The sequence below is a fragment of the Siminovitchia sediminis genome, from assembly GCF_042680885.1.
GTDB classification, from domain to species: Bacteria; Bacillota; Bacilli; order Bacillales; family Bacillaceae_C; genus Siminovitchia; species Siminovitchia sediminis.
Genome location: NZ_JBHUEO010000026.1, coordinates 1 through 24205, shown reverse-complemented (window position 1 = coordinate 24205; position 24205 = coordinate 1). Strand labels below are relative to the sequence as shown.

General features: G+C 43.1%; 25 protein-coding genes and 2 pseudogenes. 2 read left to right on the top strand and 25 right to left on the bottom strand.

Annotated elements, in window-relative coordinates; all coding sequences use genetic code 11:
- Window positions 1–27 precede the first annotated feature (27 nt).
- On the bottom strand, window positions 28–1125 hold the full coding sequence (locus ACFSCZ_RS09920) for a Leu/Phe/Val dehydrogenase (protein ID WP_380773769.1): 1098 nt from the start codon (window positions 1123–1125) through the stop codon (window positions 28–30).
- A gap of 178 nt (window positions 1126–1303) precedes the next feature.
- Here ACFSCZ_RS09920 and ACFSCZ_RS09915 point away from each other — a divergent pair, with 178 nt between their 5' ends.
- Window positions 1304–1555, top strand: a complete 252-nt coding sequence (locus ACFSCZ_RS09915; protein ID WP_380773768.1) for a DUF2627 domain-containing protein — start codon at window positions 1304–1306, stop codon at window positions 1553–1555.
- 244 nt (window positions 1556–1799) lie between these two features.
- Here the strand turns inward: ACFSCZ_RS09915 and ACFSCZ_RS09910 are convergent, their stop codons facing one another.
- The 24 genes and pseudogenes from ACFSCZ_RS09910 to spoIIIAA all read right to left on the bottom strand — a co-directional run bounded on the left by ACFSCZ_RS09910 (window position 1800) and on the right by spoIIIAA (window position 23388).
- On the bottom strand, window positions 1800–2534 hold the full coding sequence (locus ACFSCZ_RS09910; RefSeq protein WP_380773767.1) for a glycerophosphodiester phosphodiesterase: 735 nt from the start codon (window positions 2532–2534) through the stop codon (window positions 1800–1802).
- 81 nt (window positions 2535–2615) lie between these two features.
- Window positions 2616–3398, bottom strand: a complete 783-nt coding sequence (spo0A, locus tag ACFSCZ_RS09905; RefSeq protein WP_380773766.1) for a sporulation transcription factor Spo0A — start codon at window positions 3396–3398, stop codon at window positions 2616–2618.
- A gap of 230 nt (window positions 3399–3628) precedes the next feature.
- Window positions 3629–4915, bottom strand: coding sequence for a SpoIVB peptidase (gene spoIVB / locus ACFSCZ_RS09900; RefSeq protein WP_380773765.1), 1287 nt, complete (start codon window positions 4913–4915; stop codon window positions 3629–3631).
- A 120-nt stretch (window positions 4916–5035) separates the two neighbouring features.
- Complete coding sequence (gene recN, locus ACFSCZ_RS09895) at window positions 5036–6709, bottom strand: DNA repair protein RecN (protein ID WP_380773764.1); 1674 nt, start codon at window positions 6707–6709, stop codon at window positions 5036–5038.
- Window positions 6710–6733: 24 nt separating this feature from the next.
- Window positions 6734–7183: a transcriptional regulator AhrC/ArgR gene (gene ahrC / locus ACFSCZ_RS09890; protein WP_380773763.1), complete on the bottom strand. Its 450-nt coding sequence runs from the start codon at window positions 7181–7183 to the stop codon at window positions 6734–6736.
- A 128-nt stretch (window positions 7184–7311) separates the two neighbouring features.
- Window positions 7312–8160 (bottom strand): TlyA family RNA methyltransferase, encoded by an 849-nt coding sequence (locus tag ACFSCZ_RS09885; protein WP_380773762.1) that lies wholly within the window; start codon window positions 8158–8160, stop codon window positions 7312–7314.
- A 4-nt stretch (window positions 8161–8164) separates the two neighbouring features.
- Window positions 8165–10057, bottom strand: a complete 1893-nt coding sequence (gene dxs, locus ACFSCZ_RS09880; protein ID WP_380773761.1) for a 1-deoxy-D-xylulose-5-phosphate synthase — start codon at window positions 10055–10057, stop codon at window positions 8165–8167.
- A gap of 9 nt (window positions 10058–10066) precedes the next feature.
- Window positions 10067–10645 (bottom strand): annotated as a pseudogene (locus ACFSCZ_RS09875) (hypothetical protein).
- A 614-nt stretch (window positions 10646–11259) separates the two neighbouring features.
- Window positions 11260–12120 (bottom strand): polyprenyl synthetase family protein, encoded by an 861-nt coding sequence (locus tag ACFSCZ_RS09870; RefSeq protein ID WP_380773882.1) that lies wholly within the window; start codon window positions 12118–12120, stop codon window positions 11260–11262.
- A 20-nt stretch (window positions 12121–12140) separates the two neighbouring features.
- The gene (gene xseB / locus ACFSCZ_RS09865; protein ID WP_380773760.1) at window positions 12141–12371 is read right to left on the bottom strand and encodes an exodeoxyribonuclease VII small subunit; all 231 of its coding nucleotides are present in this window, start codon (window positions 12369–12371) and stop codon (window positions 12141–12143) included.
- Window positions 12364–13719, bottom strand: coding sequence for an exodeoxyribonuclease VII large subunit (gene xseA / locus ACFSCZ_RS09860; RefSeq protein ID WP_380773759.1), 1356 nt, complete (start codon window positions 13717–13719; stop codon window positions 12364–12366). Before xseA ends, xseB begins: the two co-directional genes overlap by 8 nt.
- Window positions 13720–13863: 144 nt before the next feature.
- Window positions 13864–14730, bottom strand: coding sequence for a bifunctional methylenetetrahydrofolate dehydrogenase/methenyltetrahydrofolate cyclohydrolase FolD (gene folD, locus ACFSCZ_RS09855; protein WP_380773758.1), 867 nt, complete (start codon window positions 14728–14730; stop codon window positions 13864–13866).
- Window positions 14731–14741: 11 nt separating this feature from the next.
- A complete protein-coding gene (gene nusB, locus ACFSCZ_RS09850; protein WP_380773757.1) occupies window positions 14742–15131 on the bottom strand; it encodes a transcription antitermination factor NusB in 390 nt (129 codons plus the stop codon).
- A 193-nt stretch (window positions 15132–15324) separates the two neighbouring features.
- Window positions 15325–15723, bottom strand: a complete 399-nt coding sequence (locus ACFSCZ_RS09845) for an Asp23/Gls24 family envelope stress response protein (protein ID WP_380773881.1) — start codon at window positions 15721–15723, stop codon at window positions 15325–15327.
- Between the two features lie 46 nt (window positions 15724–15769).
- Window positions 15770–17113 (bottom strand): annotated as a pseudogene (accC, locus tag ACFSCZ_RS09840) (acetyl-CoA carboxylase biotin carboxylase subunit); the annotation flags it as partial.
- 12 nt (window positions 17114–17125) lie between these two features.
- Complete coding sequence (gene accB, locus ACFSCZ_RS09835) at window positions 17126–17632, bottom strand: acetyl-CoA carboxylase biotin carboxyl carrier protein (RefSeq protein ID WP_380773756.1); 507 nt, start codon at window positions 17630–17632, stop codon at window positions 17126–17128.
- A 248-nt stretch (window positions 17633–17880) separates the two neighbouring features.
- On the bottom strand, window positions 17881–18411 hold the full coding sequence (locus tag ACFSCZ_RS09830; protein WP_380773755.1) for a SpoIIIAH-like family protein: 531 nt from the start codon (window positions 18409–18411) through the stop codon (window positions 17881–17883).
- On the bottom strand, window positions 18411–19076 hold the full coding sequence (spoIIIAG, locus tag ACFSCZ_RS09825) for a stage III sporulation protein AG (protein WP_380773754.1): 666 nt from the start codon (window positions 19074–19076) through the stop codon (window positions 18411–18413). Before spoIIIAG ends, ACFSCZ_RS09830 begins: the two co-directional genes overlap by 1 nt.
- On the bottom strand, window positions 19073–19699 hold the full coding sequence (spoIIIAF, locus tag ACFSCZ_RS09820) for a stage III sporulation protein AF (protein ID WP_380773753.1): 627 nt from the start codon (window positions 19697–19699) through the stop codon (window positions 19073–19075). Before spoIIIAF ends, spoIIIAG begins: the two co-directional genes overlap by 4 nt.
- 13 nt (window positions 19700–19712) lie before the next feature.
- Entirely contained in the window at window positions 19713–20903 is a 1191-nt protein-coding gene (gene spoIIIAE / locus ACFSCZ_RS09815) for a stage III sporulation protein AE (RefSeq protein WP_380773752.1), read from the bottom strand.
- A gap of 25 nt (window positions 20904–20928) precedes the next feature.
- Complete coding sequence (gene spoIIIAD, locus ACFSCZ_RS09810; protein WP_380773880.1) at window positions 20929–21315, bottom strand: stage III sporulation protein AD; 387 nt, start codon at window positions 21313–21315, stop codon at window positions 20929–20931.
- 21 nt (window positions 21316–21336) lie between these two features.
- Window positions 21337–21540: a stage III sporulation protein AC gene (gene spoIIIAC, locus ACFSCZ_RS09805; RefSeq protein WP_380773751.1), complete on the bottom strand. Its 204-nt coding sequence runs from the start codon at window positions 21538–21540 to the stop codon at window positions 21337–21339.
- A gap of 425 nt (window positions 21541–21965) precedes the next feature.
- On the bottom strand, window positions 21966–22481 hold the full coding sequence (spoIIIAB, locus tag ACFSCZ_RS09800) for a stage III sporulation protein SpoIIIAB (RefSeq protein ID WP_380773750.1): 516 nt from the start codon (window positions 22479–22481) through the stop codon (window positions 21966–21968).
- The gene (spoIIIAA, locus tag ACFSCZ_RS09795; RefSeq protein ID WP_380773749.1) at window positions 22474–23388 is read right to left on the bottom strand and encodes a stage III sporulation protein AA; all 915 of its coding nucleotides are present in this window, start codon (window positions 23386–23388) and stop codon (window positions 22474–22476) included. The genes spoIIIAB and spoIIIAA overlap by 8 nt, the downstream gene beginning before the upstream one ends.
- A gap of 175 nt (window positions 23389–23563) precedes the next feature.
- Here spoIIIAA and ACFSCZ_RS09790 point away from each other — a divergent pair, with 175 nt between their 5' ends.
- Window positions 23564–24115: a shikimate kinase gene (locus ACFSCZ_RS09790; RefSeq protein ID WP_380773748.1), complete on the top strand. Its 552-nt coding sequence runs from the start codon at window positions 23564–23566 to the stop codon at window positions 24113–24115.
- Window positions 24116–24205: the final 90 nt, after the last annotated feature.

Below are 24205 nucleotides of genomic sequence, written 5' to 3'. Positions count from 1 at the left end.
ATAACACCGGGCGGATGATATTGTTCATTATATTCTATTGTACAGAATATGCTTGTCATTCAGTATGAATTGGCTTCTGGATTTGCGTATTTTTTCAATTCTTTCCTCTGCCATCCGGTCGGCAGCAGCATGGGTGGGAATTCCATCACGTTTTGATATTTGAATGACTTTCTCCACATTTTGATAAATTGTCTCTACTTTCTTAAGCGCCCTCTCTTGATTATAACCGTAAAGTTCATCTGCCACATTGATAACGCCTCCGGCATTAATCACATAATCGGGTGCGTAAACAATACCTTTTTCATGAATCATGTCCCCATGCTTGGATTCTTTAAGTTGATTGTTGGCCGAACCGGCAATGACCTTCATTTTCAGCCTGGGAATGGTTTGATCATTAATAATAGCACCAAGTGCACATGGGGCAAAAACATCTGCCTCTACATCGTAAATATCCTCGGGGCTTGCTTGCGCTGCATCGAAAGTTTCCACTGCCCTTTTTACAGCTGCTTCATTGATATCTGTAACAATAAGACTTGCGCCTTCTTCATGCAAATGACGGCAAAGTTCAAAGGCAACATTTCCAACACCCTGAACTGCAACTGTTCTTCCTTTAAGTGAATCAGAGCCAAAGGCCTCCTTTACTGCAGCTTTCATACCGACGTAGCACCCGTATGCTGTAACAGGTGAGGGGTTGCCGGAAGAGCCGAAAGCAGAGGAAATACCCGTGACAAAATTGGTTTCCTCATAAATGATATCCATGTCTTCTTCTGTGGTACCCACATCTTCTGCTGTAATATAGCGTCCGTTCAATCCCTGGATGAACCTGCCGTATGCGCGAAACATCTCTTCTGTTTTATCTTTTTTGGGATCTCCTATAATTACGGCTTTTCCTCCGCCAAGGTTCAATCCGGCAGCCGCATTTTTGTATGTCATTCCTCTGGCAAGACGAAGTGCATCACGAATGGCAGCCTCTTCACTGTCATAGGTCCACATCCGGGTGCCTCCCAGTGCAGGACCAAGAGTTGTATCATGGATGGCAATGATGGCTTTTAAACCAGACTGTTCATCATGGCAAAATACCAGCTGTTCATAATCGTATTTGGCCATGTTTTCAAAGATTTCCACTAGCTCACCCCATCTTTATCGGTTAATGGCCCATAAAAATACAGGCTCATGATGTACCTGTCGGCAAAAGGGACAGCCTTTTAACACCACAATTGATTGTAACGAAAAGCGCGAAGCTTGACAAATGATACCGATAGGATATGATTTTTTTTGAAGTATACTTCTTAAGGAGATTTACATGGCCAGAATAATAGCACTTGTATTGTTGGTTCTGCCCGGCCTGCTGGCAGGCTATGGAATTAAACTGATGAGGGACATGCTTTTTGGAATATTGCAACCGCCTTTACCCTATCTATGGCTGCAATTTCTTTTGGGATTGATTTTTTTTATTTTAGGTTTGGGTTTTATAGGCGGGTTTATTTTACACCGGGACAGAAAAAGAAATAAAGTCCAGGATCGTTTTAAAAAAAGAGCTGGTAAGAAACAGTAAGTACCGGACAAACAGAATTAGGGAAGTTCAGCCATCACAGCAAAACACATTTGCCGTTAGAACGTTAGAATCACTCCCGGCTCCTTCATCCTCGGATCAGCTTTGGGGGAGGAGCACATATACGCTTTGTCGGTCTGCTGTACACCGGTCCTGTAAGCCGGCATGCTGGAGTCATTCTTTCACAACACCCCCTCATTTTTGTTATTTTAGCTAAAATAAAAGATCTGCGGCAGCGGCAGATCTTTTAATATTGAATTTGCTCCCTTAACCGATACGCCCTCCCCGGGTAATCTGTTATGATAGCCGAGCAATTGATGGAAAAAAGCCTTTTCATATCTTTTTCTTTATTAACAGTATATGGCCTCACAGCCACTCCATATTCCATGGAAGCGAGTATATCCTTGTCTGTAATACATTTCAGCTTTGGATGCAGACCGCTTGCCCCCAGTGTCCCTGCATATTCCCATGGCCGACAGAACGCCTCATTGTAAAGTAAAGCTGTTTGTATATCGGGGTTAATTTCCAGGCAATGAACCAGCGACTGACGGTTAAACGATGAAAGGATGACACGCTTCTCAAGCCCATAGTCCCTTATAAGATCAATGACCATTTTTTCCATGCCTCGATAACGGGTTACAGCGTTTTTCAGTTCAATATTACATAAGAGACTATTACTGCAAAGCCATGTAAAAACTTCGCGCAATGCAGGTATCCTGCATTTTTTTTTAAAAAAGTGCGTGGAATGATAATTCGCTTTTAGTTTGGACAACTCCTTAAAGGTAAATTCATGAACATATCCACTTCCGTTTGTTGTCCTATCAACCGTCAGGTCATGTATTACCACAATTTCATGATCAGCTGTCAGTTGTACATCCAACTCAATGCCGTCTGCACCTGCCTTTTCGGCCGCTATAAAAGATTCCATTGTGTTTTCGGGATGCGTGCCGGCTGATCCCCGGTGTGCCAGTATAAACGTCATCTGTTCACCACCTAAAAAAGGATAGTACCATCATACCCTTTTTTGGAATGATATGTGCAAGCATTCTGATTTGGCGAACATTTACGACGCTTTATGCTCTAGCCTCAGCTTATCGGCAACCATTGCGATAAATTCTGAATTGGTGGGTTTTGCCTTGGACATGCTGACGGTATATCCAAATAATGATGAGATGGCATCGATATTCCCTCTGCTCCATGCGACTTCAATTGCATGGCGTATCGCTCTTTCCACACGGCTTGCAGTTGTGTTAAATTTTTTGGCGATATCCGGATATAACACTTTCGTAATCGCACCTAAAAGCTCAATATCATGGTATACCATCGAGATGGCTTCTCTTAAATACAAATACCCTTTAATATGCGCCGGAACACCGATCTCGTGAATCACTGACGTAATACTCGCTTCCAGGTTTTGTGGCTTTTTCTCTTCAGGAGATTTGGCCGCAGCCGATGGAGTAAAGTTGCGGGCCCCTTTTTGGCCGGCATTCCGGATATGGCCGGCTAAATAATCCATATCAAATGGTTTGAGAATAAAATAAGATGCCCCCAGTTCGACGGCTTTCGTCGTTACGTCTTCTTGGCCGAAAGCAGTCAGCATAATGACGTGCGGGAAACGCTGACCTGTGCTTCTTAATCTTTCCAATACACCTAACCCATCAAGGTGCGGCATAATAATATCCAGTACAAGAACGTCCGGTTCAACGCTTTCCAGCAGGTTCAGGCATTCTTGTCCGTTGTGAGCGGTTCCAATGACTTCAATATCTGACTGATTTGCCATATAATCTTCCAAAAGGGCCACCAATTCCCGATTATCATCTGCAAGAACCACTTTTATTTTATTCAATTTGCATCCTCCCCAACTTTAAAAAAGAATAATGACTTCATTTACTATATTCTAACAAACAAATACGCCAATGGAAGTTAAATTCCTTTAAATTCTTTCAAAATAAGGAAAAAATACAATAATAGCTTTTATTTGCTAATTGTTTCGACGCGTTGTGCCACCATTAGATATCATACGATAGGGATTGTCGAATTTTTTGATCTGCAAAAAAAAGAGGGCCTGCGCCCTCTTCAGCTCACCTTATCCAGCTCTTGCTGTTCATAAATATCAATTCCGGCTTCGTGAAGCATCCATTCAATATGGACCCCGTATCCTGATGCGGGATCATTAACAAATACGTGGGTAACAGCTCCTACAAGCTTACCGTCCTGAATGATTGGACTTCCGCTCATTCCCTGGACAATGCCGCCCGTCTTTCTGATGAGCCGTTCATCGGTCACTTTAATCACCATGCCTTTGGTGGCAGGAAATTTTTGTGGAACCGTACTGATGATTTCAATATCGTAAGGCTCGACTTCATTGCCTTCCACGACTGTTAATATTTTGGCAGGTCCTTCTTTGACCTGATGGGATAAGCCAATAGGCATTGCTTGATCCATCGTGCCATTTTTTATATCTTTAGTTAAAGTCCCAAATATGCCAAAAGGGCTATTTAAAGTGATATTCCCAATAACCTCCCGGTTTCCTGAAAAGCGTGCTAATTTTTCACCGGGTGTTCCATTTTTACCTTTTTCAATCGAAGTGACAGTTGAATGAACAATTTTTCCATTTTCTACAACAATCGGTTTTTTTGTATCTACATCAGAAATGACGTGTCCCAAAGCGCCATATTTCTTTGTTTTCGGTTCGTAAAAAGTCATAGTCCCAATCCCGGCAGCTGAATCCCTAATATACAAACCCAGTTTATATTCCTGTTCCTTTTCGTCTTTGACTGGAAGCAGCTTTGTTTGAAATTGACTTTTTTCTCTTTGTACTGTTAAATCAAGCGCTTTCCCGTTTCTTCCTGCTTCTTCCACATAAGGAGCTACCTGTTCCATTTTTTCGATCTTTTTTCCATTGATTTTGGTAATAATATCACCAACTTGAATACCTGCGTCTTCTCCCGGAGACGCTTTACTGTCCTTTGTCATCACAAGATGATGACCTACTACAAGGACACCGAGAGTATTCAATTGAACACCAATGGACTGGCCTCCAGGCACCACCTTAAAGTTTTTTAGGACGTTCACATCCACCTTTTTTACAGGCAGGCCGGCAATTTGCATAAATAATTCATCTTTGCCCGGTGAATCTGCGGATAGAGAAACGGAATCCGCCTGCTCTTTATACGAAAATGCTTCAGAGGAATCAGCCATGGCCGAGATAGCCTTGGCTTTCGGTATCTGGTGCTCCTGCCCTTCCAGCAAGGTAATGGAGGTCGGTATGGCGATATATTCCTGAAACGGCTTAGAAAAGCCAAGAAGAAGAAGAAAAACAAGGAGAATTACACCCGTAAGTTGTCTGAGTCGATCTTTCATGCGTTTATTTTCACTCTCCTCGCCTTCTAGTCCACAATTATAATTTGACCTCAGGAGCGGGCATTTATTAGCTGGTACCGAAAAAAAAGATGTCCATTGAAGGATAGGATTACAAGCAGATTATTTTGTTTTCAGTGTATAAGCAATTTCTACCAATTCCTTGGCATGCTTTTTGGTAATAGGAGTAATTTCCGTACCCGAAATCATTCTGCCAATTTCGTTGATTTTTTCTGTTTTATTCAGGCTCCTGATCACTGTGCGAGTTCTGCCTTCTGTTATATTCTTGGAAATCAGCAGATGGGTGTCTGCCATTGCCGCCACTTGAGGCAAATGAGAAATACAAAGAACTTGCGAGTGAACAGAAATTTGATGGATTTTTTCTGCCATTGCCTGAGCCACTCGTCCGCTGACACCCGTATCCACTTCATCAAAAATGACTGATGTGACTCTTTTTGAAAAAATGGTTTTGAGTGCAAGCATAATCCTTGAAAGCTCTCCTCCTGATGCCACTTTTGATAAAGGCTTTAATGGTTCTCCTGGATTTGTGGAAAGATAAAATTGGACAAGATCCAGACCGTCTGGAGTCATCTCTTGTTCTTTAATGCTTACATCAAATACAGTTTTATCCATGTAAAGCACCTTCAATTCCTGATGTATAGCGTTTATTAATTTTTTAGCCCATTTCTTCCGAAGCCGGCTAAGGCGTTTTCCAGCTTCTTTTGCTTCTTTCATTTGTATGGACTGTTCTTTCTGCAGTTGTTCCACTGTACTATCTCGGTGAATCATGGACTCCAGCTCTTCTTTTATTTTTGCCAAATAAGCCAGAATTTCTTCAACTGTAGGCCCGTACTTTCTTTTTAGCTGATTAATCTCATTCAGGCGCAGTTCTATTTCGTTCAGGCGCTGCGGGTCAAATTCCAGTATCTCAAGCTCATTTCTTATCGACCTTGCCGTATCTTCCAGCATGTAATAACTGTTGGAAACAGACTCATACAACTCCTTATATCTTGGGTCCACATCCGCAGCTGTCTCAAGAACACTCATGGCCTGGCTGACGTAATCCAGACCCTTTCGCTCGTTTTGGAGGTTTTCATAACCTTCTTTAAGAGATTCAAACAATTTTTCATAATTGACAAGCCGCGTTTTCTCTTCTTCAAGCATTTGATCTTCATTCAAAGACAGCTGGGCATTTTCAATTTCCTGAACCTGAAACTGAAGTAAATCGAGCCTTTGAGCGATCTGCTGCTCATTCTTGCTCAACTCCCGAATTTTCTTTTCGGTTTCGGATAACACGTTATATTTTTGATGATAATCAGCAAGTTGTTCGTCAATTTCCTCACTTCCAAAGTCATCCAGTAAAAATAAATGCATGGTTTCATTCATTAGTTCCTGGTGCTCGTGCTGGCCATGAATATCAATAAGTGTGCTCCCCAGTTTTCTTAAAATGGCCAGCGTTACCAGTTTGCCGTTTATTCGGCAAATGCTCTTGCCGCTGTTGGAAATGTCCCTTCGAAGGATGAGCATGCCATCTTCTATCTCAATCCCCAGTTCATGTGCTTTTTCAAAACAGGGGTGCTGTTCCGATATAAAAAAGAGCCCCTCAATTTCAGCCTTGGATGCTCCATGTCTGACATATTCAGAAGATCCGCGGCCTCCGACCAACAAATGGACAGCATCAATGATAATGGATTTACCTGCGCCTGTTTCTCCCGTCAGTACGGTAAGCCCTTCAGAAAAAGTTATAGAAATTTCATCAATAATAGCAAAGTTTCTGATCGTTAGTTCTTGTAACAACGGATTCACTCCCTTGTCGTGAGCTTACAGCATATGAATAAAACGGTCATTAATATCCATTGCATTTTCAGGTGTTCTACATATGATGAGACAAGTATCATCTCCGCAAATCGTGCCCATGATCTCTTCCCAATCCAAATGGTCAATAAGTGCCCCGATTGCCTGGGCGTTACCCGGGAGTGTTTTAAGCACAATTAAATGATCTGTATAATCTATGCTGACAAAAGAATCAGTCAGCGATCGCTTTAGCTTTTGCAAAGGATTAAAACGCTGGTCGGCAGGCAGACTGTATTTATAGCGTCCGTCCGGCAATGGGACTTTAACCAGATGCAGTTCTTTGATATCCCGCGATACAGTCGCCTGCGTAACGTTAAAACCTTGTTCCTTCAAGTAATCGACAAGTTCATCTTGAGTTTCAATTTCCTTTGTTCCAATTACCTCGCGTATTTTTAAATGCCGTCGGCCTTTACTCACGAATCCCACCTCACCAAATTTACATAAATATGTATTTTTATACATACATTAGTTTGTATTATAATGAACTCAATAAAAAGGTGCAAGCAACCCATATTGAAAAACATGCATAAAAAAAAGGGATCTTTTCAAGATGATCCCTTATGTTTACTCGTTTTATTGAATTGTTCGTGTGCCTCGCGGACAATCTCTTCCGGAGATTTCAAGCTTTGATCCGTCCCCTCGGACTTGCCGCCTTCCCACTTGAGATGAATGAGAAACTCTATATTGCCTTCACCGCCGGTAATCGGTGAAAAGGAAAGATCTATCACATCATACCCTTCGGACAGGGCCATTGTTTGAACACGATGAATGACCTCAATATGAACATGAGGATCGCGGACAATTCCTTTTTTTCCTACCTGCTCCTTGCCGGCTTCAAACTGCGGTTTAATGAGGGCAACAATGTCACTACCAGATACAAGCAATGTTTTGAGTACGGGCAAAATAAGTCTGAGGGAAATGAATGAAACGTCGATGGAGGCGAAATCCGGTTTGGGTCCCCGAAAGTCATCAGGAGTGACATATCGGAAATTCGTTCGCTCCATGACTACAACACGATCGTCTTGACGCAGCTTCCACGCAAGCTGATTGTATCCGACGTCAAGGGCATAAGACATCTTTGCTCCATGCTGCAGGGCACAGTCTGTAAAGCCTCCCGTTGATGCACCAATATCCAACAGAACTCTGTCCTGTACGGATAGATGAAACGTGCTCAAAGCTTTTTCCAGCTTTAAGCCGCCCCTGCTCACATATCGCGTGATATTCCCTTTCATTCTCAGGGGAATATCCACATCCACCTTTTCACCAGCTTTATCGAGACGGGTTTCATTTGTAAAAACAAGCCCTGCCATAATGGCTCTCTTTGCTTTTTCGCGTGTTTCCGCCAAACCCCTCTCAACAAGTAACACATCCAGTCTTTGTTTCTTGGCTTTCATGACTTTAGGCCCTTTTTTGTTTTTTTGGTATAAGAGATTTAATTTTGACCATGATATTTTCTGGAGTTAATCCAATTTCCTTTAATAGTTCCTTCACGCTGCCGTGTTCAATAAACCGATCAGGGATACCGATACGGTCAATCGAAGCATGGTGATAACCATGATCATGGGCAAATTCCATAACGGCACTTCCAAATCCGCCTTGCAGCACCGCTTCCTCAATAGACAGGACGGGAAGGTGATTCTGAAAGATATCGTGAAGCATGGCTTCATCCATCGGCTTGATAAAACGGGCGTTGACCACCTGGACCGAGATCCCTTGTTTTTCCAGTCGGTTGGCAGCATCCAGCGCCATGGGAATTGTTGTCCCAAACGTGAGAATGACAGCATCCTTCCCTTTTTTCAGCACTTCCCATGATCCGATTGGAATTTGTTTCAATTCTTCGTCCATTGGAACCCCATAACCGTTTCCTCGCGGAAATCGCATCGCTATCGGGCCGTCATCATAAGCGATGGCTGTTTGAACCATGTGCTGTCCTTCATTTTCATCTTTCGGCATCATGAGGACCATATTAGGCAAATGTCTTAAAAACGCCACGTCAAATACCCCTTGATGAGTTTCGCCATCTGCACCCACAAGACCCGCACGGTCCACACCGATAAAAACATTCAGATTCTGTCTGCTAATATCGTGGAGTACTTGATCGTAGGCCCTTTGCAAAAAGGTTGAGTAGATGGCCAAAAAAGGCTTCATTTGCTGTGAAGCGAGACCGGCGGCCATTGTTGCAGCATGCTGCTCTGCAATCCCCACATCGAACATACGGTCCGGAAACTCAGAAGCAAAGCCTTCGAGCTTGGATCCAACCGGCATTGCCGGAGTTACTGCAACGATACGTTCATCCTTCCGGGCCAGTTTCCTCACTGTTTCACTGACAAGCGCACTCCAGGAAGGGGCTGTATTGACAGGCTTGATAAAATCTCCGGTTTCAATTTTATATTGTCCCGTCCCATGCCAAGTTCCGACTTTATCATGCTCTGCCGGACGATAGCCTTTTCCTTTTTTGGTAATGACATGCAGAAGGACAGGCCCCTTTGTTTTTTTCGCATAGGCAATGTTTTCGAACAATGCATCATAATCATGCCCATCAACAGGACCCAAGTAAGTAAAACCAAGCTCTTCAAAAAAAACACCGGAAACGAGCAGGTATTTCAGGCTGTCTTTCACTTTCTCCGCTGTGGCAGCAAGCTTTCCTCCCACAGCAGGTATTTTTTTCATCAAATATTCCAGCTCTTCTTTTGCCCATTGGTACTTTCCGGCTGTACGCAGTTTCCCCAGGACATTATGCAATGCTCCTACGTTGGGCGCTATGGACATTTCATTATCATTTAACACAACAATCATGTCTTTTTGTTCATGGCCGATATGGTTAAGAGCTTCCAGCGCCATTCCCCCGGTAAGCGCCCCGTCGCCGATAATCGGGATAACAAAATTTTTTTCCTTCTTGACATCCCGGGCAATGGCCATTCCCATGGCTGCGGATAGAGAAGTGGAGCTATGGCCTGTTTCCCAAACGTCGTGCTCGCTCTCGGACATTTTCGGAAATCCGCATAACCCTTTGTACTGGCGAAGTGTTTCAAACTGTCCGGCCCTGCCGGTTAAAATTTTATGAACATAGGATTGATGCCCGACATCCCAGATAAGCTTATCTTTTGGGCTGTCAAAACAGGTATGAAGAGCGATTGTCAGTTCAACCACTCCCAAGTTGGGGCCGATATGCCCGCCAGTCTTTGACAGTGTTTCAATAAGGAACCGCCGAATATCGGCGCTTAATTTCTCAAGTTGTTTTCTGTTGAGCCCCTTAAGAAAGGAAGGATCTTTAATTGACAGGAGATCCAAAAGGACCACTCACTTTCGTTTCTTGTTTTGATGCTTCTGCTTTTTCTTCTTATTGTCATTCAAGAGGGAAATGCGGCATTTATCTTCAAGGAATTGCATCAGTTTCCCCACACGAAATATAATATCAATATCCTTTGAATAAGTAATTGCAAATGTTTTGCCGGGAGCTTTTCCGCCTACCGTCAATGCAGCAATCAAGCTTGTAAACTCCACATTAATGGCTATTCTGATATCGGTGTATCGGAAGAACTGAGAGTGTTCGCAAACTGAATAACAACGAGTGCTTCAGCAGTCCCACTGATGATACCGGAGATATCTCCAATGACACGACACGATCGGCGTTACGGACAATCCGATTGGAATATTGCGCACTGCAGATTTTTCTTGATGCCATGGAATGGAACGGTGTTTCATTGCTGCAGCTGCAGCAATTCCAATCATATCAAAAAAAATCCCGATTAACACTATGATTAACACAACAAGAAGTCCGTATGTCCATGGTACGTCTATGAGGATACCATTGGATGCTATTGAAAAAATAGCCGCTAACACGAAAGTGATAACGGCAATACTGATACTCCATTTTATCGAATTTTATATATTAAATCACATATAGGAAACGTTCAATCACCGTTCTTTTTGATTAAATCGGACGGCCGTAAGAAGAGTAAAGATTACGGCTTAGGTCCAGTAAGGTTTCCCCTTTAAACCCGCCTTGTCATTGTTACCAGATGCCAGACTGGATTACCAATTAGTCCGCACTTTAATTCTCTTCATATGTCTGACAGAAACGTCCGGGAGATTTCCTCGACAACCCTTGAACCTGGTTCCTAGCCTCTTTTGCAAGGCTGATTTCATATGGACTCAAGAGAGCATTCCGATGGCCATTCGGAAAGCCCTCCCCCTAACCATAATCCCCTCGAACCTCACTCAAGGCAGGCTGCGCTGCCAGTGAAGGCCCTCATCACGTTGCAGGTCTATACTTCGCCAATTACGCAAGGTTCTTTCAAGTGAAACAAGCGAAGCCTCGGCGGTAAAGGGTCTACGCCCACATGCAGTTATGGATCGCCCTTACACCGATGTGCCCTTTATTAAATTTTTAGGCTCACCTTCAGAACCGGTAGGTTGACTAGAATGCTGCACCATCCGAATATTCCTCGTGATATTATATCACAATCCGGCCTTTAGCACAAACATTCGTACTAGTACGTCCGGTCGGCAATAAGATCAGTAATCTGGACAAGTAAAGACGTATCCCTATTGATTGGTTCCAGTGCTTTTTTGGCTTCATTAATATGATATCTGAGATGATCCTTTGCTCCCTGAAGCGTCAATAGGGATGGGTATGTGCTTTTATGCATACCGCTGTCACTTCCGACCGGTTTCCCCATGAGTTCTTCGTCACCCGTCACATCAAGTATGTCATCGCTGATTTGGAAACCAAGCCCTAAATGATGGGCAAACCGTTCAAGTTGGTTCATTTGAGCGGCGTCTGCATGACTGATGACGGCTCCCGCAAGAATGCTGAAGGTCAATAGTTTTCCAGTTTTGTGAATATGAATATATTCAAGCTCTTCCATGGAAAGTGTTCTATTTTCGCCTTCAATGTCTGCCACTTGCCCCCCGACCATACCTTCCGGGCCTGCACACTCGGACAGTAACCTGACCAATTGTATCTTCTGGTCAGCATTCAAATGTGGATCGTCCATAATTAATTGAAAGCTATATGTCAGCAGTCCGTCTCCAGCCAGGATAGCAAGTGCCTCTCCGAAAACCTTATGGTTCGTTGGTTTCCCCCTTCTGAGATCGTCATTATCCATGCTTGGCAAATCATCATGAATGAGTGAGTACGTATGAATCATTTCGACTGCTGCGGCGGCCGTAAGCCCTGCAGCAGGATTTTTTCCAAACCCATGAATGACTGCCAACAAAAGAATGGGCCGGATTCGTTTCCCGCCGGCTTCCAGTGAATAGGACATGGCCTCTTTCAAGGAATCAGGGGCATCCAGCTTGTCAATACGGTCCAATAAATCTTGGTTAATGACTTCCTTGTACTGTTTCATAAACTCTTCCAAAGTATCTGTCAAGCCTTTTCCTCCTCACTGACATCGAAATCCTCTTCTCCGTCATCAGTCAGTATTTTCGTTAACTTTTCCTCAGCAAACTTGAGTTTATCATGACAGACTTTGGAGAGCTCCATTCCTTTTTGATAGATTTCCAATGCCTCCTCAAGAGGAATATCTCCCTCTTCCAACCGCTTAATAATCCCTTCCAACTGTTCCATGGCTTGTTCAAAAGTTATTGGTTCACTCATTTTTTGCACCTTCTTCTTTATCCTCAATTCTACATTCCAGACTTCCATCCATGAGAGTAAGCGTCAATTTTTCACCGACGGATCCCTGCTGTACACTTTTGAGCAGCTCTCCGTCTTCAGTGTAGGCAATATTGAAGCCTCTGCGAAGAATACTTAAAGGATTCAACGCATCGAGCGTGCCGGTTATTCTTGAAAAATCACTTGCTTTCTCCTTCACAACCGCATGTGCCTGTTCTTGAAGCCGCTGTTTCGCTGCTGCTGCTTTTTCTTTGCTTATTTTAAGCAATCCCGCCGGATGAGTTCTCTCAAGTCTGCTTCGGAAATCACCATACTGATGGGTTTTTTGGAGTATGATCTGCTGTTGGGCCATATGGAGAGTTTCCCGCATCCGGTCAAGGTACTGCCATTTCTGTTCATATAACTTGTGCGGGTTTCTAAAAATATAGGACTGCTCCATGTAATTTAAGTGATTTCTCCTCGTTTTAATGACCGCGGCCATACTATGATAGAGACGGGACTTCTTCTGCATCAGCAGTTCCATCAATTCTTTCGCATGAGGTACAGCCAATTCTGCTGCAGCTGTTGGCGTTGCAGCACGAAGGTCTGCTGCAAAATCCGCAATCGTTATATCCGTCTCATGCCCGACTGCAGAAATGATGGGAGTTTTAGATGAATGGATAGCCCTTGCTACAATTTCTTCGTTAAAAGGCCATAATTCTTCCATGGAACCTCCGCCTCGCCCGACAATCAAAACATCTGCCACATTTGCCTCATCAGCTCTCCGAATCGCATCCGCTATAGAGTTGGAAGCATTTTTCCCCTGAACAAGCGCAGGGATTACAACGATCTTGCCCAAAGGATAGCGTCTTTTGATTGTAGTGATGATGTCCCTGATGGCAGCACCTGTAGGCGAGGTAATGATGCCAATCACCTGAGGATACGCAGGAATGGGTTTTTTTGCATCCTTAGCAAACAATCCTTCTTTTTCAAGTTTTTCTTTTAATTGCTCAAATGCAAGAAACAGTTCGCCAATGCCATCCGGGAGCATCTCATTTACATACATTTGATATTGGCCGCTCATTTCGTAAACACTGATACTGCCTCTGACCAATACATGCATGCCGTTTTCCGGTTTAAACTTCATGGTAGCTGTATTCCTGGCAAACATGACAGCCAAAATTCTGGCATACTCATCTTTTAAGGTAAAATACCAATGCCCGCTTGAATGTTTTTTAAAGTTGGATATTTCCCCTTTAACATATACTTGCTCCAAATGAGGATCAGCATCGAATTTTCTTTTTATGTATTTTGTAAGTGCCTTTACAGATAAATATTGGGGGCTCTGCATTCGTTTTGTCTGCCCCTCCCTTCAAGTGGTATTGAGCGCGGCATGGGCATTGAATTCCAGCCAGCCGGCCTGACAGACAGACAAAAAAGCTGCCCTTTACAGAAGTCGACAGCTTTCTTCAATTTCTTTTATTCTACTATATTTTTATTGCCCTTGGCGATGATTTAAATGATTTTTTGCAGATTGAACTGTATTATGCAGCAGCATAGTGATTGTCATAGGGCCAACCCCTCCAGGAACAGGCGTAATATACGAAGCTTTTTCTTTCACTTCATCAAAATCCACATCCCCGAACAATTTGCCTTCGTCATTTCTGTGAATACCGACATCTATGACTATAGCACCATCTTTTACATGGTCAGCTTTAATCATTTTAGCCTTTCCTACAGCTGCAACCAATATATCCGCCTGGGTTGTGACGGATTTCAAATCGCTTGTTCGAGAATGACAATAAGTTACAGTTGCATTGGCATTTAACAGCAGCTGCCCCATAGGTTTACCGACAATATTGCTTCTGCCTATGACCACTGCATGCTTCCCTTCGACTTTAAGATCCATGAAATCCAGCATCTTCATCACACCAAACGGTGTGCACGGTAAAAAAGTGTCCTGCCCGGTCATCATTTTTCCGATATTAACTGGATGAAAACCGTCTACATCCTTCTCCGGCGAGATGGTTTCGATCACTTTCTTATCTGAAATATGAGGAGGGAGTGGAAGCTGAACCAGTATTCCATGAATCCGGTCATCTTCATTTAATTCTCTGATTTTATCCAGTAATTCAATTTCCATTACATCTTCTGGATATTCAACGAGCATGGATTCTATCCCGATGGCCCGGCAACTTTTTTGCTTAGAAGCCACATATGTCCTCGATGCGGGGTCGTTACCCACCAAAATGACTGCCAGACCCGGTTTTACCCCTTTTTCCGTTAATGCTGCAACTTCTTTTTCAAGCCCCTTTCTAATTTCCTGTGAAATGGTCTTTCCATTAATGATTTCTGCTGTCAATTGAATCCCTCCTAATCGGATTTCTCACCATTAATTTTCGATAAGATTCCATTTACGAATGATCCGGATTTTTCATCCCCATATATTTTTGCCACTTCCACTGCCTCATTAATGACCACATTCGGAGGAGTCTCGGTAAATTTCAATTCATACGTTGCTATCCGAAGGACGTTTACATCCACTTTGCCCAGACGGTCAATAGACCATCTTTCTAAGTGTGTGCTGATCGTATCGTCAATTTCACTCAAATGAGCGCAAGTACCTTCAATGAGCTGCTGTAAAAAGTCATCAGACTGCCCGTCACTCAAGACATTCTCCAATGCTTCACTTGGCTCGATTTTACTCATGTCAATTTGAAAAAGAGCTTGCAAAGCTTTTTCTCGTGCCTCTCTTCTCTTCATGATCAAAAAGCTCCTTTATTGTAGGGCTTCCAGCCTCTTAAATTTTTCTTAGTTTACCACACTGGAAGGAAAAACAAGCATGACCCAAACAGCCAAATTTGGCCGCAAAGAGCATGAATGCTCATTGGGCGGAATACTGCAGATGATCTTAATGTAAAAAATGCCAAAGGGGTCTCACCTTTGGCCTTCACCGTTACTCAGTCTCAAACTCTTCTTCGGTCTCTTGTTTGCCTTGATCAAAAGAAACACCGACAATGTGAATATTGACCTCTTCCACTTCCAGAGCTGTCATATTAAACAATGCCTGGCGGATATTATCCTGCACCTTTTGTGCAACCGTCGGTATGGACACTCCAAATTTCATGAGACAGTATACGTCCACAATAATTCCTTCTTCAGAAAGTTCCACCCTGATCCCTTTTCCATGATTTTTCTTTCCCAACCTTTCCACAACACCCGTGGCAAAGTTCCCGCGCATTTGGGCAACGCCCTCTACTTCAGACGCTGCTATACCGGCGATGACTTCAATAACTTCAGGGGCAATTTCAATTTTTCCATGATCTTGACCGTTTTCTTGCGTCATTTCCAACATCGTCAATTTTTCTTCCACTTATACGCACCTCCGTTTGGTTTTGGTTCATAACCGGATGTAATTCAAGGAACTTTGTGTTGAAATCTCCGCTTACAAAAGTTTCGTTTTCCAATAATTTCAGATGGAATGGGATGGTTGTATGGACACCTTCGATAATAAATTCTTCAAGAGCACGCTTCATTCTGGCGATGGCTTCTTCTCTTGTTGACCCGTACGTGATCAGTTTGGCTATCATGGAGTCATAATATGGGGGGATCGTGTAACCCGGATATACACCTGAATCCACCCGTACGCCCATTCCGCCAGGAGGCAGGTACATCTCGATTTTCCCTGCTGAAGGCATGAAGCTTTTTTCCGGATTTTCAGCATTAATCCTGCACTCGATAGACCATCCCTCAAATACAACTTCGTCCTGTGAAACAGACAGCTCTTTTCCGGATGCAATGCGGATTTGTTCTTTAATCAGATCAATTCCGGTCACCATTTCAGTAACAGGGTGTTCAACCTGAATACGTGTGTTCATTTCCATAAAATAAAATTTATCATTCCGATGGTCAAAAATGAACTCTACAGTACCGGCTCCTGTATAATCAACAGCTTCTGCCGCCTTGACTGCAGCCTGTCCCATCTTTTCACGGATTTTCGGAGTCAATGCAGGGGATGGTGTTTCTTCCAGCAGCTTTTGAAGCCGCCGCTGAATAGAACAATCCCTTTCTCCAAGATGAATGGTATTTCCATGGGTATCTGCAAGCACCTGAATCTCTACGTGGCGGAAATCATCAATATATTTTTCAATATAGACACCCGGGTTTCCAAATGCGATGGAAGCCTCCTGCCGGGTAATTTCAATGCCTTTCACCAGTTCTTCTTCTGTTCTGGCCACTCGGATACCTCTGCCGCCTCCTCCAGCAGTTGCTTTAATAATGACGGGATACCCGATGTCCTGAGCTATCGCCCTGGCTTCATCCATTGTTTCCACAATGCCGTCAGATCCGGGAACAATCGGAACACCCGCTTGTTTCATCGTAGCTCGCGCTACATCTTTGGTTCCCATTTTTCTGATTGCCTCTGGACCGGGTCCGACAAACAAGATGTTGCATTCACGGCACAACTCGGCAAAATCTGCATTTTCCGCCAAAAAACCGTAACCGGGATGAATGGCATCGCATTCCGTAAGCTTGGCTACACTAATCACATTAGCCGAGTTTAAATAACTCTCAGCTGACGACTTAGGGCCGATACAATAGGCTTCGTCAGCCAGCTGAACATGGAGGGCTTCCCTGTCAGCCTCGGAATAGACTGCCACTGTTTCAATATCAAGCTCCATGCACGCCCGAATAATCCGGACAGCGATTTCTCCCCTATTAGCAATTAAAAGTTTTTTTATCATGGTCTTCGCTCCTTACTTAGGCTCCACTAAAAAAAGCGGCTGGCCATACTCTACAAGTTCTCCGTCCTGTACCAGTATTTCCGCAATTTTCCCTTCCACTTCAGCTTCAATTTCATTAAATAGCTTCATCGCTTCAACGATGCAAACAATGGAGTCAGAAGTCACTTCTGAGCCTACCTGTACGTACGGATCACTGTCTGGAGATGGAGCCTGATAAAATGTTCCGACCATGGGTGAGACAATGGTATGTAAGTTACTGTGATCTGTTGCGGTTTGTGCTGGAGCCGTTTCAGGTTCCGGAGTCTTCTCAGCAACAGATGCTTGTGGTGCGATTTCCTGAGAAACCGGTGGCTGCGGAACATGAACCTGCTCTGTTATGTATTTGACAGGCTCTTGGATAACAGTATTCACTTTCTTCTTTAATTTAATTTTGGAACCGTCATGTTCATAAACAAATTCATCAATATCAGATTCATCGATTAATTTTATAATTTCACGGATCTCTTGAACCTTCAACATTTACGACACTCCTTCATGATTATGAGTAGCTCTTAATATCATAATATAATGGGTTACAGAAATTCAACGCACATCGAAAAAATATAGAAATTAATTGGAACGCTGTTTACACTGCCGGAACAAGCAAGGATGTATTCATACTGTTGAAGAAAAGCGGGTCGGACTATTCCCCCTGCATTCGCAACGTTCATAACTTTAAAAGAATAACACAAAAAAAGACAGACGGATAGGATCTTCCCTCCGTCCGCCTATTTACTGGATTGGAATTCTACAGTAGCTACCATATTCGTGCCAATCTCTTCCCTGACAATCTGGAGAATACGGGCAGCGTCTGCACGAGAATGTTCACTTGCCTTAACAGTGATCATTACTTCGTTATCGCTGGCTCGGACGAGTGCATCGTCGTAACCCAATGTTTTAATTAAACTTTCCAATGTCTTTTCTTTTGTCTCCATTGCGGACAAGTCCTGCATCTTTGAATATAACTCATTTTTCTCTTCGGCTGTCAAATCCGGCGAAGCGACCTTTGCTGTTATTTCTTCAATTTCCTTACTACGCTTATCCTGCATTTCGAGCCGTATCGTTTCAAAAGCTTCATCTCCTGAAGCTTCCGTGATCACTTTCATGTCATCTTTATTCCCTGCCATTTCCTCTTCGGCTTCTTCACTTCCTGCAGCAAGGTCATTTGTTGCAGGATCAGAGGTAACATAATAAACAGATAAAACCACAACTAGACTAAGCATGGTTAATAACCAAACAGTCTGTTTTTTTAACAGCATTAAGAATCCCCCTTTGACTTTTTAGGCATGACTGCCACCTTATGACTAGGAACATCCAGACCTCTAGTAACCGCCTCTATAATCCATTTCTTCACTTGAATATTTTCGGCTCCTCCGGCTACGACAAGAACTCCCTTTACTTCCGGCTTCCTTTTTTCCAACACGATCGGAACTTCTTGATCTCCTTCTTTGATAAAAACAAGCTGATCTTCGGTGGATTGATCTTCTATCTTTCTTGTTCCCCCTTCTTTATCTTCTTCCACTGTTGTTTGATTCCTGAGAGTCGTATTCTTTTCCAGCACTGTTTTCTCAGTTGCTTCTACATTAACGACCACTGTGACATCGTGAACCCCTACGATTTGTTCCAACGCTTCTTTTAGTTCATTTTCGTATCGTTCCTCCAGGGCCTTCATGCCATCATCTTTTGACTGGCTGTTCTCACCGAACGCTTCAGCGTCTTCTGAGGTTGTTTCCATTTGACTCATCACTGCAGATGAATTATTTTGATTCCCTGTACCCCATAGATCAGAGATGATCATGAAAGCTGCACCTACCAGGACCAGAATAAGCACATAATACATCTTGTGATTTTTTGTGGAGGGATCTTTTTTGCTTTCTGTCAATAATCGTTTGAACCAATCAAGAGGACCGTTTTGTTTACTCATCGACTATCGGTTCCTCCCTTCACCTGCAGTTCAATTTTTGATGCTGGCACGTCCCACTTTTCTGCAAGCATTTCTTTTATCTTCTCATTACTGTGAGCCATCACTTGAACGGTTTCATCCCTGATCTGAATCGATACCTGTTCTACTTCTGCAACCATTTTGGAATCAGTTTGGGGCTTTACATGCACAGTGATCTTCTGAATATTTTCCAAAATATGGTCAGGTGCATCAGCAGATTGGAGCTGGGCCTTTATTTGAATATGGGTAATGGTCATACCATGGTGGTCAATCATCTCCTTTTCCGCATGATCTTTCAGTTGGACAGCCATTTGCTCTAATATATATGCATGGCTGGATGTTTCTATATCACTTTTTTTTGCGTTCAATGTTTTTTGGACCTGTGCCTTGGGCGGGAGCTCCGAAGATACGAAGGAATTAAGCACCTCATCAAAATCAGAAGAAAACACTTTAAATATAGGTGTTACCGCAATTGTAATCAGCAGCAGCCCGACCACCAATTTGACATACTTCTTTATCGGAGAATCTGGAAGGAGCATGTCCACAATCATGGCCAGTAATATAAAAGTGACGATGTTTAAAATCCATTCTGATATGAATTGCATTCATGCGCCTCCTTTACCGAATCATCATCGTTATGTTCCCTGATGTAATCACAATTGTAATCGTCAAAAAAAACATGAAAGATATGATTGCCAAAGAAGCGAATACGTACATCATGCAATTGCTGATCGTTTGAAGACAGCTGATAATCGGCCCGTCTCCAATGGGCTGCAGCAAAGCTCCGGCCAGCTTATATACCAATACAATCACCAAAATTTTGACTGCCGGAAAAGCAGCAATCAACAGGATGATTCCCACACCTGCCAAACCCACCGTATTTTTTATCAGTATGGATGCCGTCAATACCGTATCGGCTGCATCTGTAAACATCCTTCCAACAATTGGAACAAAATTCCCGGTTACATATTTGGCAGTCCGTATCGCTACTCCGTCGGCAACGGCGGATGCAGTTCCCTGAAGTGAAATAACGCCCAGCAATACAGCCATAAAAACTCCCAAAACTCCAATTCCTGCTTTTTTCAGCAATCCGGCCAGATGGGTAACTTTATAATTTTCATTCAGCGAACTCACAATACTTAATAGCAAAGACATGAACAGAAGCGGAAGGACAACGGCCTGAATAAGAAGTCCGCTTGTCTGGATTAAAAAGAGCAGTACCGGATGAAAAAATGCCGCCGAAGTAATGCCTCCGGAAGAAGCGATTAACGCCAGAATGAGAGGAATCAAAGCATAGATAAACTGGGACATGGTATCAATGGCTGTGACTGCATAGTCGACTGTCACACGGAAGCTGTTGAGTGCAATAATTATTAACACCATAAATACGACAGCATAGGCGACCTTAGAAACGGTCCCTTTTTCAAATGCAGTATGCAAAGACTGCAAAAAAGCACTAAAAACAGTCAGCAGCAGAAGCATACCAAGAAGCTTCCCATTCACTGTTATTTCCTGAATTGCATAGGCCCCGATTCCGCGTAACCATTCACGAACGGAAAAGTCCTTTTCCCCTTTTAAAAATTCCATTAAGGTCCCTCGTTGGCTTTCCGGCAAATACCCTCCATATTCGCCCATAACCTCTTCCCAAAATTGAGAAAGCTCGTCCAATCCCAGCTGTTCCATCTGTTCGTTCATCATCTTCGTCATTACATCATTTGATGACGGATCTCCTTGCTGTTCTGCGTACACAGTGGACGGGATTAATACCATGACAAAACAAAAATAGAAAACCTGAATGAATTTCCGCATCATTTCACCCCGTTTTTTCCACAGCTCACCTGGCAGGCATCATTTGGATGATCGTATCAATCAGAACAGTTAAAATGGGAACGGCCAAAGCCAAAATCAGAATTTTACCAGCCAATTCAACTTTTGCCGCTATCGCTCCCATACCTGCATCTTTGCTGATATGGGATGCAAATTCCGCAATGTAGGCAATCCCGATAATTTTTAAAATGGTTTTTACATACATCGTGTTGATCCCTGCCGATGCGGCTAAAGTCTCGATCATGAGAATAATGCCATGGATTTGATCAACCAAAAACAGAAAAATGGAACACCCTGTAAACAGAATGATTAAGAAAGCAAAGGTCGGTTTCTGTTCTTTAATAATCAGAGCAAGAAAAGTGGCAATGAGGGCGATCCCTGCTATTTGGAATATGGCAATGGCCGCTCACCCCTGTCATTGAAATAAAAATACAGATTTAATTTTTTGAAACAGTCCATCAACAATTGTTACCACCATAAACAAAATATAAATAAAGCCAAATAGCGTAACCCATTGCGCATATTCCTTTTTTCCAACCTGATCGAGAATGGTATGCAAAAAGGCTACAACAATCCCGACACCGGCAATTTTAAAAATAACGTCAACATCAATGCCCATCCTATTTCCTCCCGTCCCTTAAGAAAAGCGTTAAATGTGCAGTCTCAGGCTTAACCAATTTTTCGGCTTTGATGCCGCTGAAAATACTCTGCAACCACATGATTTTGATGGTCTTTCATATACACTTCCTCACCCTGAACAGATTCTGCCTTTATGATGATTGACTCATTCTCTATGCGCGCGGCATCTCCTGACCGCAGCGTTTGTACATGGGCATCTTAAGAAAATGTTACGCTTTCTGCAGAAGCTTTACTTAATCTGTGAATGTGATGGCTCGTGATTGCCTTGTCTGTCAGAGCCTTTCAAAGCGGACTCTTTTTTTGAGCTCGATCACATGGCAAAGGGTATATTTTTCCTGACCGATGGCTAATAACTTCCAAAGCCGGACTTCCTCCGGAATCTAAAATTTTTCTGTAGTCTGGTGTTTATAGAAGCAATATGACAAAAAGCAATCCGCTCAATATTCCGAGACTTCTGATCATTTTCTCGTATTTTTCCTGTTTCTCTCTTGCACTGGTTTCTTCCCTGTCAAGATGGGCAACAGCAAGTAAAATTTGCTTTTGCTGTGTATACCGGTCATGGCGTCCAAGGCTTTCGCCAAATTGAATCAGCACTTCATATTCTTCCTCTTTCAAGTCCGTACCGGACCAAATATCATCCAGGCTTTCTTGCCAGGCTGTTTTGACTGTAGCTTCTTTGCGGGAAATCTTTTCTGAAAAAATTTTAAACAGATTCGCAGCTGGTTCGGGCATTTGGGATGAAATCTTTTGAGCCGCTTCCTGAAGTGGAGTATGACTGTACATAATTTCGGCATCCAATGCCTGTAAAGAATCTTTGATAATCCGGATCTGCCTTGGCCTCCGCGACAAGCGTCCTGCCGCTTCAAACCCCCCCCATGTAGTCGTTCCGATGATAAGAAAAGCGCCAATCCATTTAAACATGAACTTCCACAACTTGTCCGTATTGGTTCTTAATGGAAACTACCGAACCGGGGCCTTTATTGCGGGAAAGCTCTATGAAGCGTTCAAAAACTTCTTGTTCTATAATTTTTTTTAACAGCGGGCGTTTCTTTATTTCTTCAAGATCATTTCCATGAGTAGTCATTATGAGAGTGATCCCTGCATGAACCCCCTCCATGATTGCAGCCCTGTCTTCCTCACGGCCTATTTCATCCACGATTAAAACATCAGGACTCATTGACCGGATCATCATCATCATTCCTTCCGCTTTTGGACAGGCATCCAGGACATCGACTCTGGGTCCAAACTGCAGTTGGGGAATCCCGTGCATACAGCCGGCTATTTCCGATCGTTCATCAACAATTCCTGCCTTCATAGAGGGGATGTGGTGTTCTTGTGAACCAGATGAAACAAGTCTGGCAAGATCCCTGAGCAAGGTTGTTTTTCCAGATTGCGGTGGACCAATAATCATGGTGTGTTTCCAGCCTCCGTCGTATAAAAGCGGAATGAAGGGGTCTGCAGTTCCAATCTTCTCTCTGGCGATTCTTATATTGAATGAAGAAAAATAGCGAAGGGCTTTCACCTTTCCTTCTTCCAGGATCACCTTGCCGGCCAAACCGATTCGGTGTCCGCCCTCAATGGTTACGTAGCCTCTTTTCAATTCTTCATCCAGAGTATAAAAAGAGTGTCCTGCCAAACTGCTGATTAATTGCTCTGCATCTTGTTTGGAAAACAAATAAGGAAGAAAATGAGGGGTCCCATCAGATGTTACTTCCACAGGTCTGTTCACCCTAAGCCGTATCTCTTCAACATCTTCCATGCTTCCGCCCGAAAAGCCATATAGAAGCTCAGAAATTCCACTTGGAAGAATTCGAATTATCTGCTCCAAAATAACCCTCTCCCTACATGTTTTCTACCTAATATGTATTCTTTTCAGCGCTATTTATGACAAGCATGCATCCGTCAATTAAAATGATCCGAGAGGAAACTTAAGAAAATGACGTACATATCGATATGGACATGGTATAGTAGTAATAAAAATGGTATAAAAGCAGGTGCACAAGGTGAAACAAGATGAAGGGAAAAGCATTGTATTAATCGGCTTTATGGGTGTGGGCAAAACAACAGCAGGAGAACGCGCCGCGCGGAAATCAAACAGAGTTTTCGTGGATATTGACTTGGAAATTGAAAAGAAATTTACCTTGCCCGTTAACGAAATCTTTAAGAAGCATGGAGAGCAGGCCTTTCGTTCTATTGAAAAACAGTTGATTGAAGAACATTGCCATCAGTCAGGACATGTCCTCTCGCTGGGGGGCGGAGCTTTCATGAACAGCGATACACGCAATACATGTCTGCAGCATACGGTTGTCATTTTTCTTGATATTACATGGGGAGCCTGGTTGAATAGATATAAACAACTGATCGATACCCGGCCGCTTTTACAACAAAAAAGCCTCCAGGAAGTGGAACAGCTTTTTTTAGAACGAAGACAAGTCTACGCACATCACCATGGTAAAATAATGATGGATGATCTTTCCCCTGATGAGGCTGCCAATAAAATTATCGAACTTGCCTCTTCAAAAAAAGGGGCTGTCCAGAAAGTCAGTAAAAACTGATTTTCTGTGACAGCCCTATTTTGTTTAGTTCTAAAAAAGGCATACAAAAAAATCGCCCTTTCTAGTAAAATGTAAGTTACCACACCAACA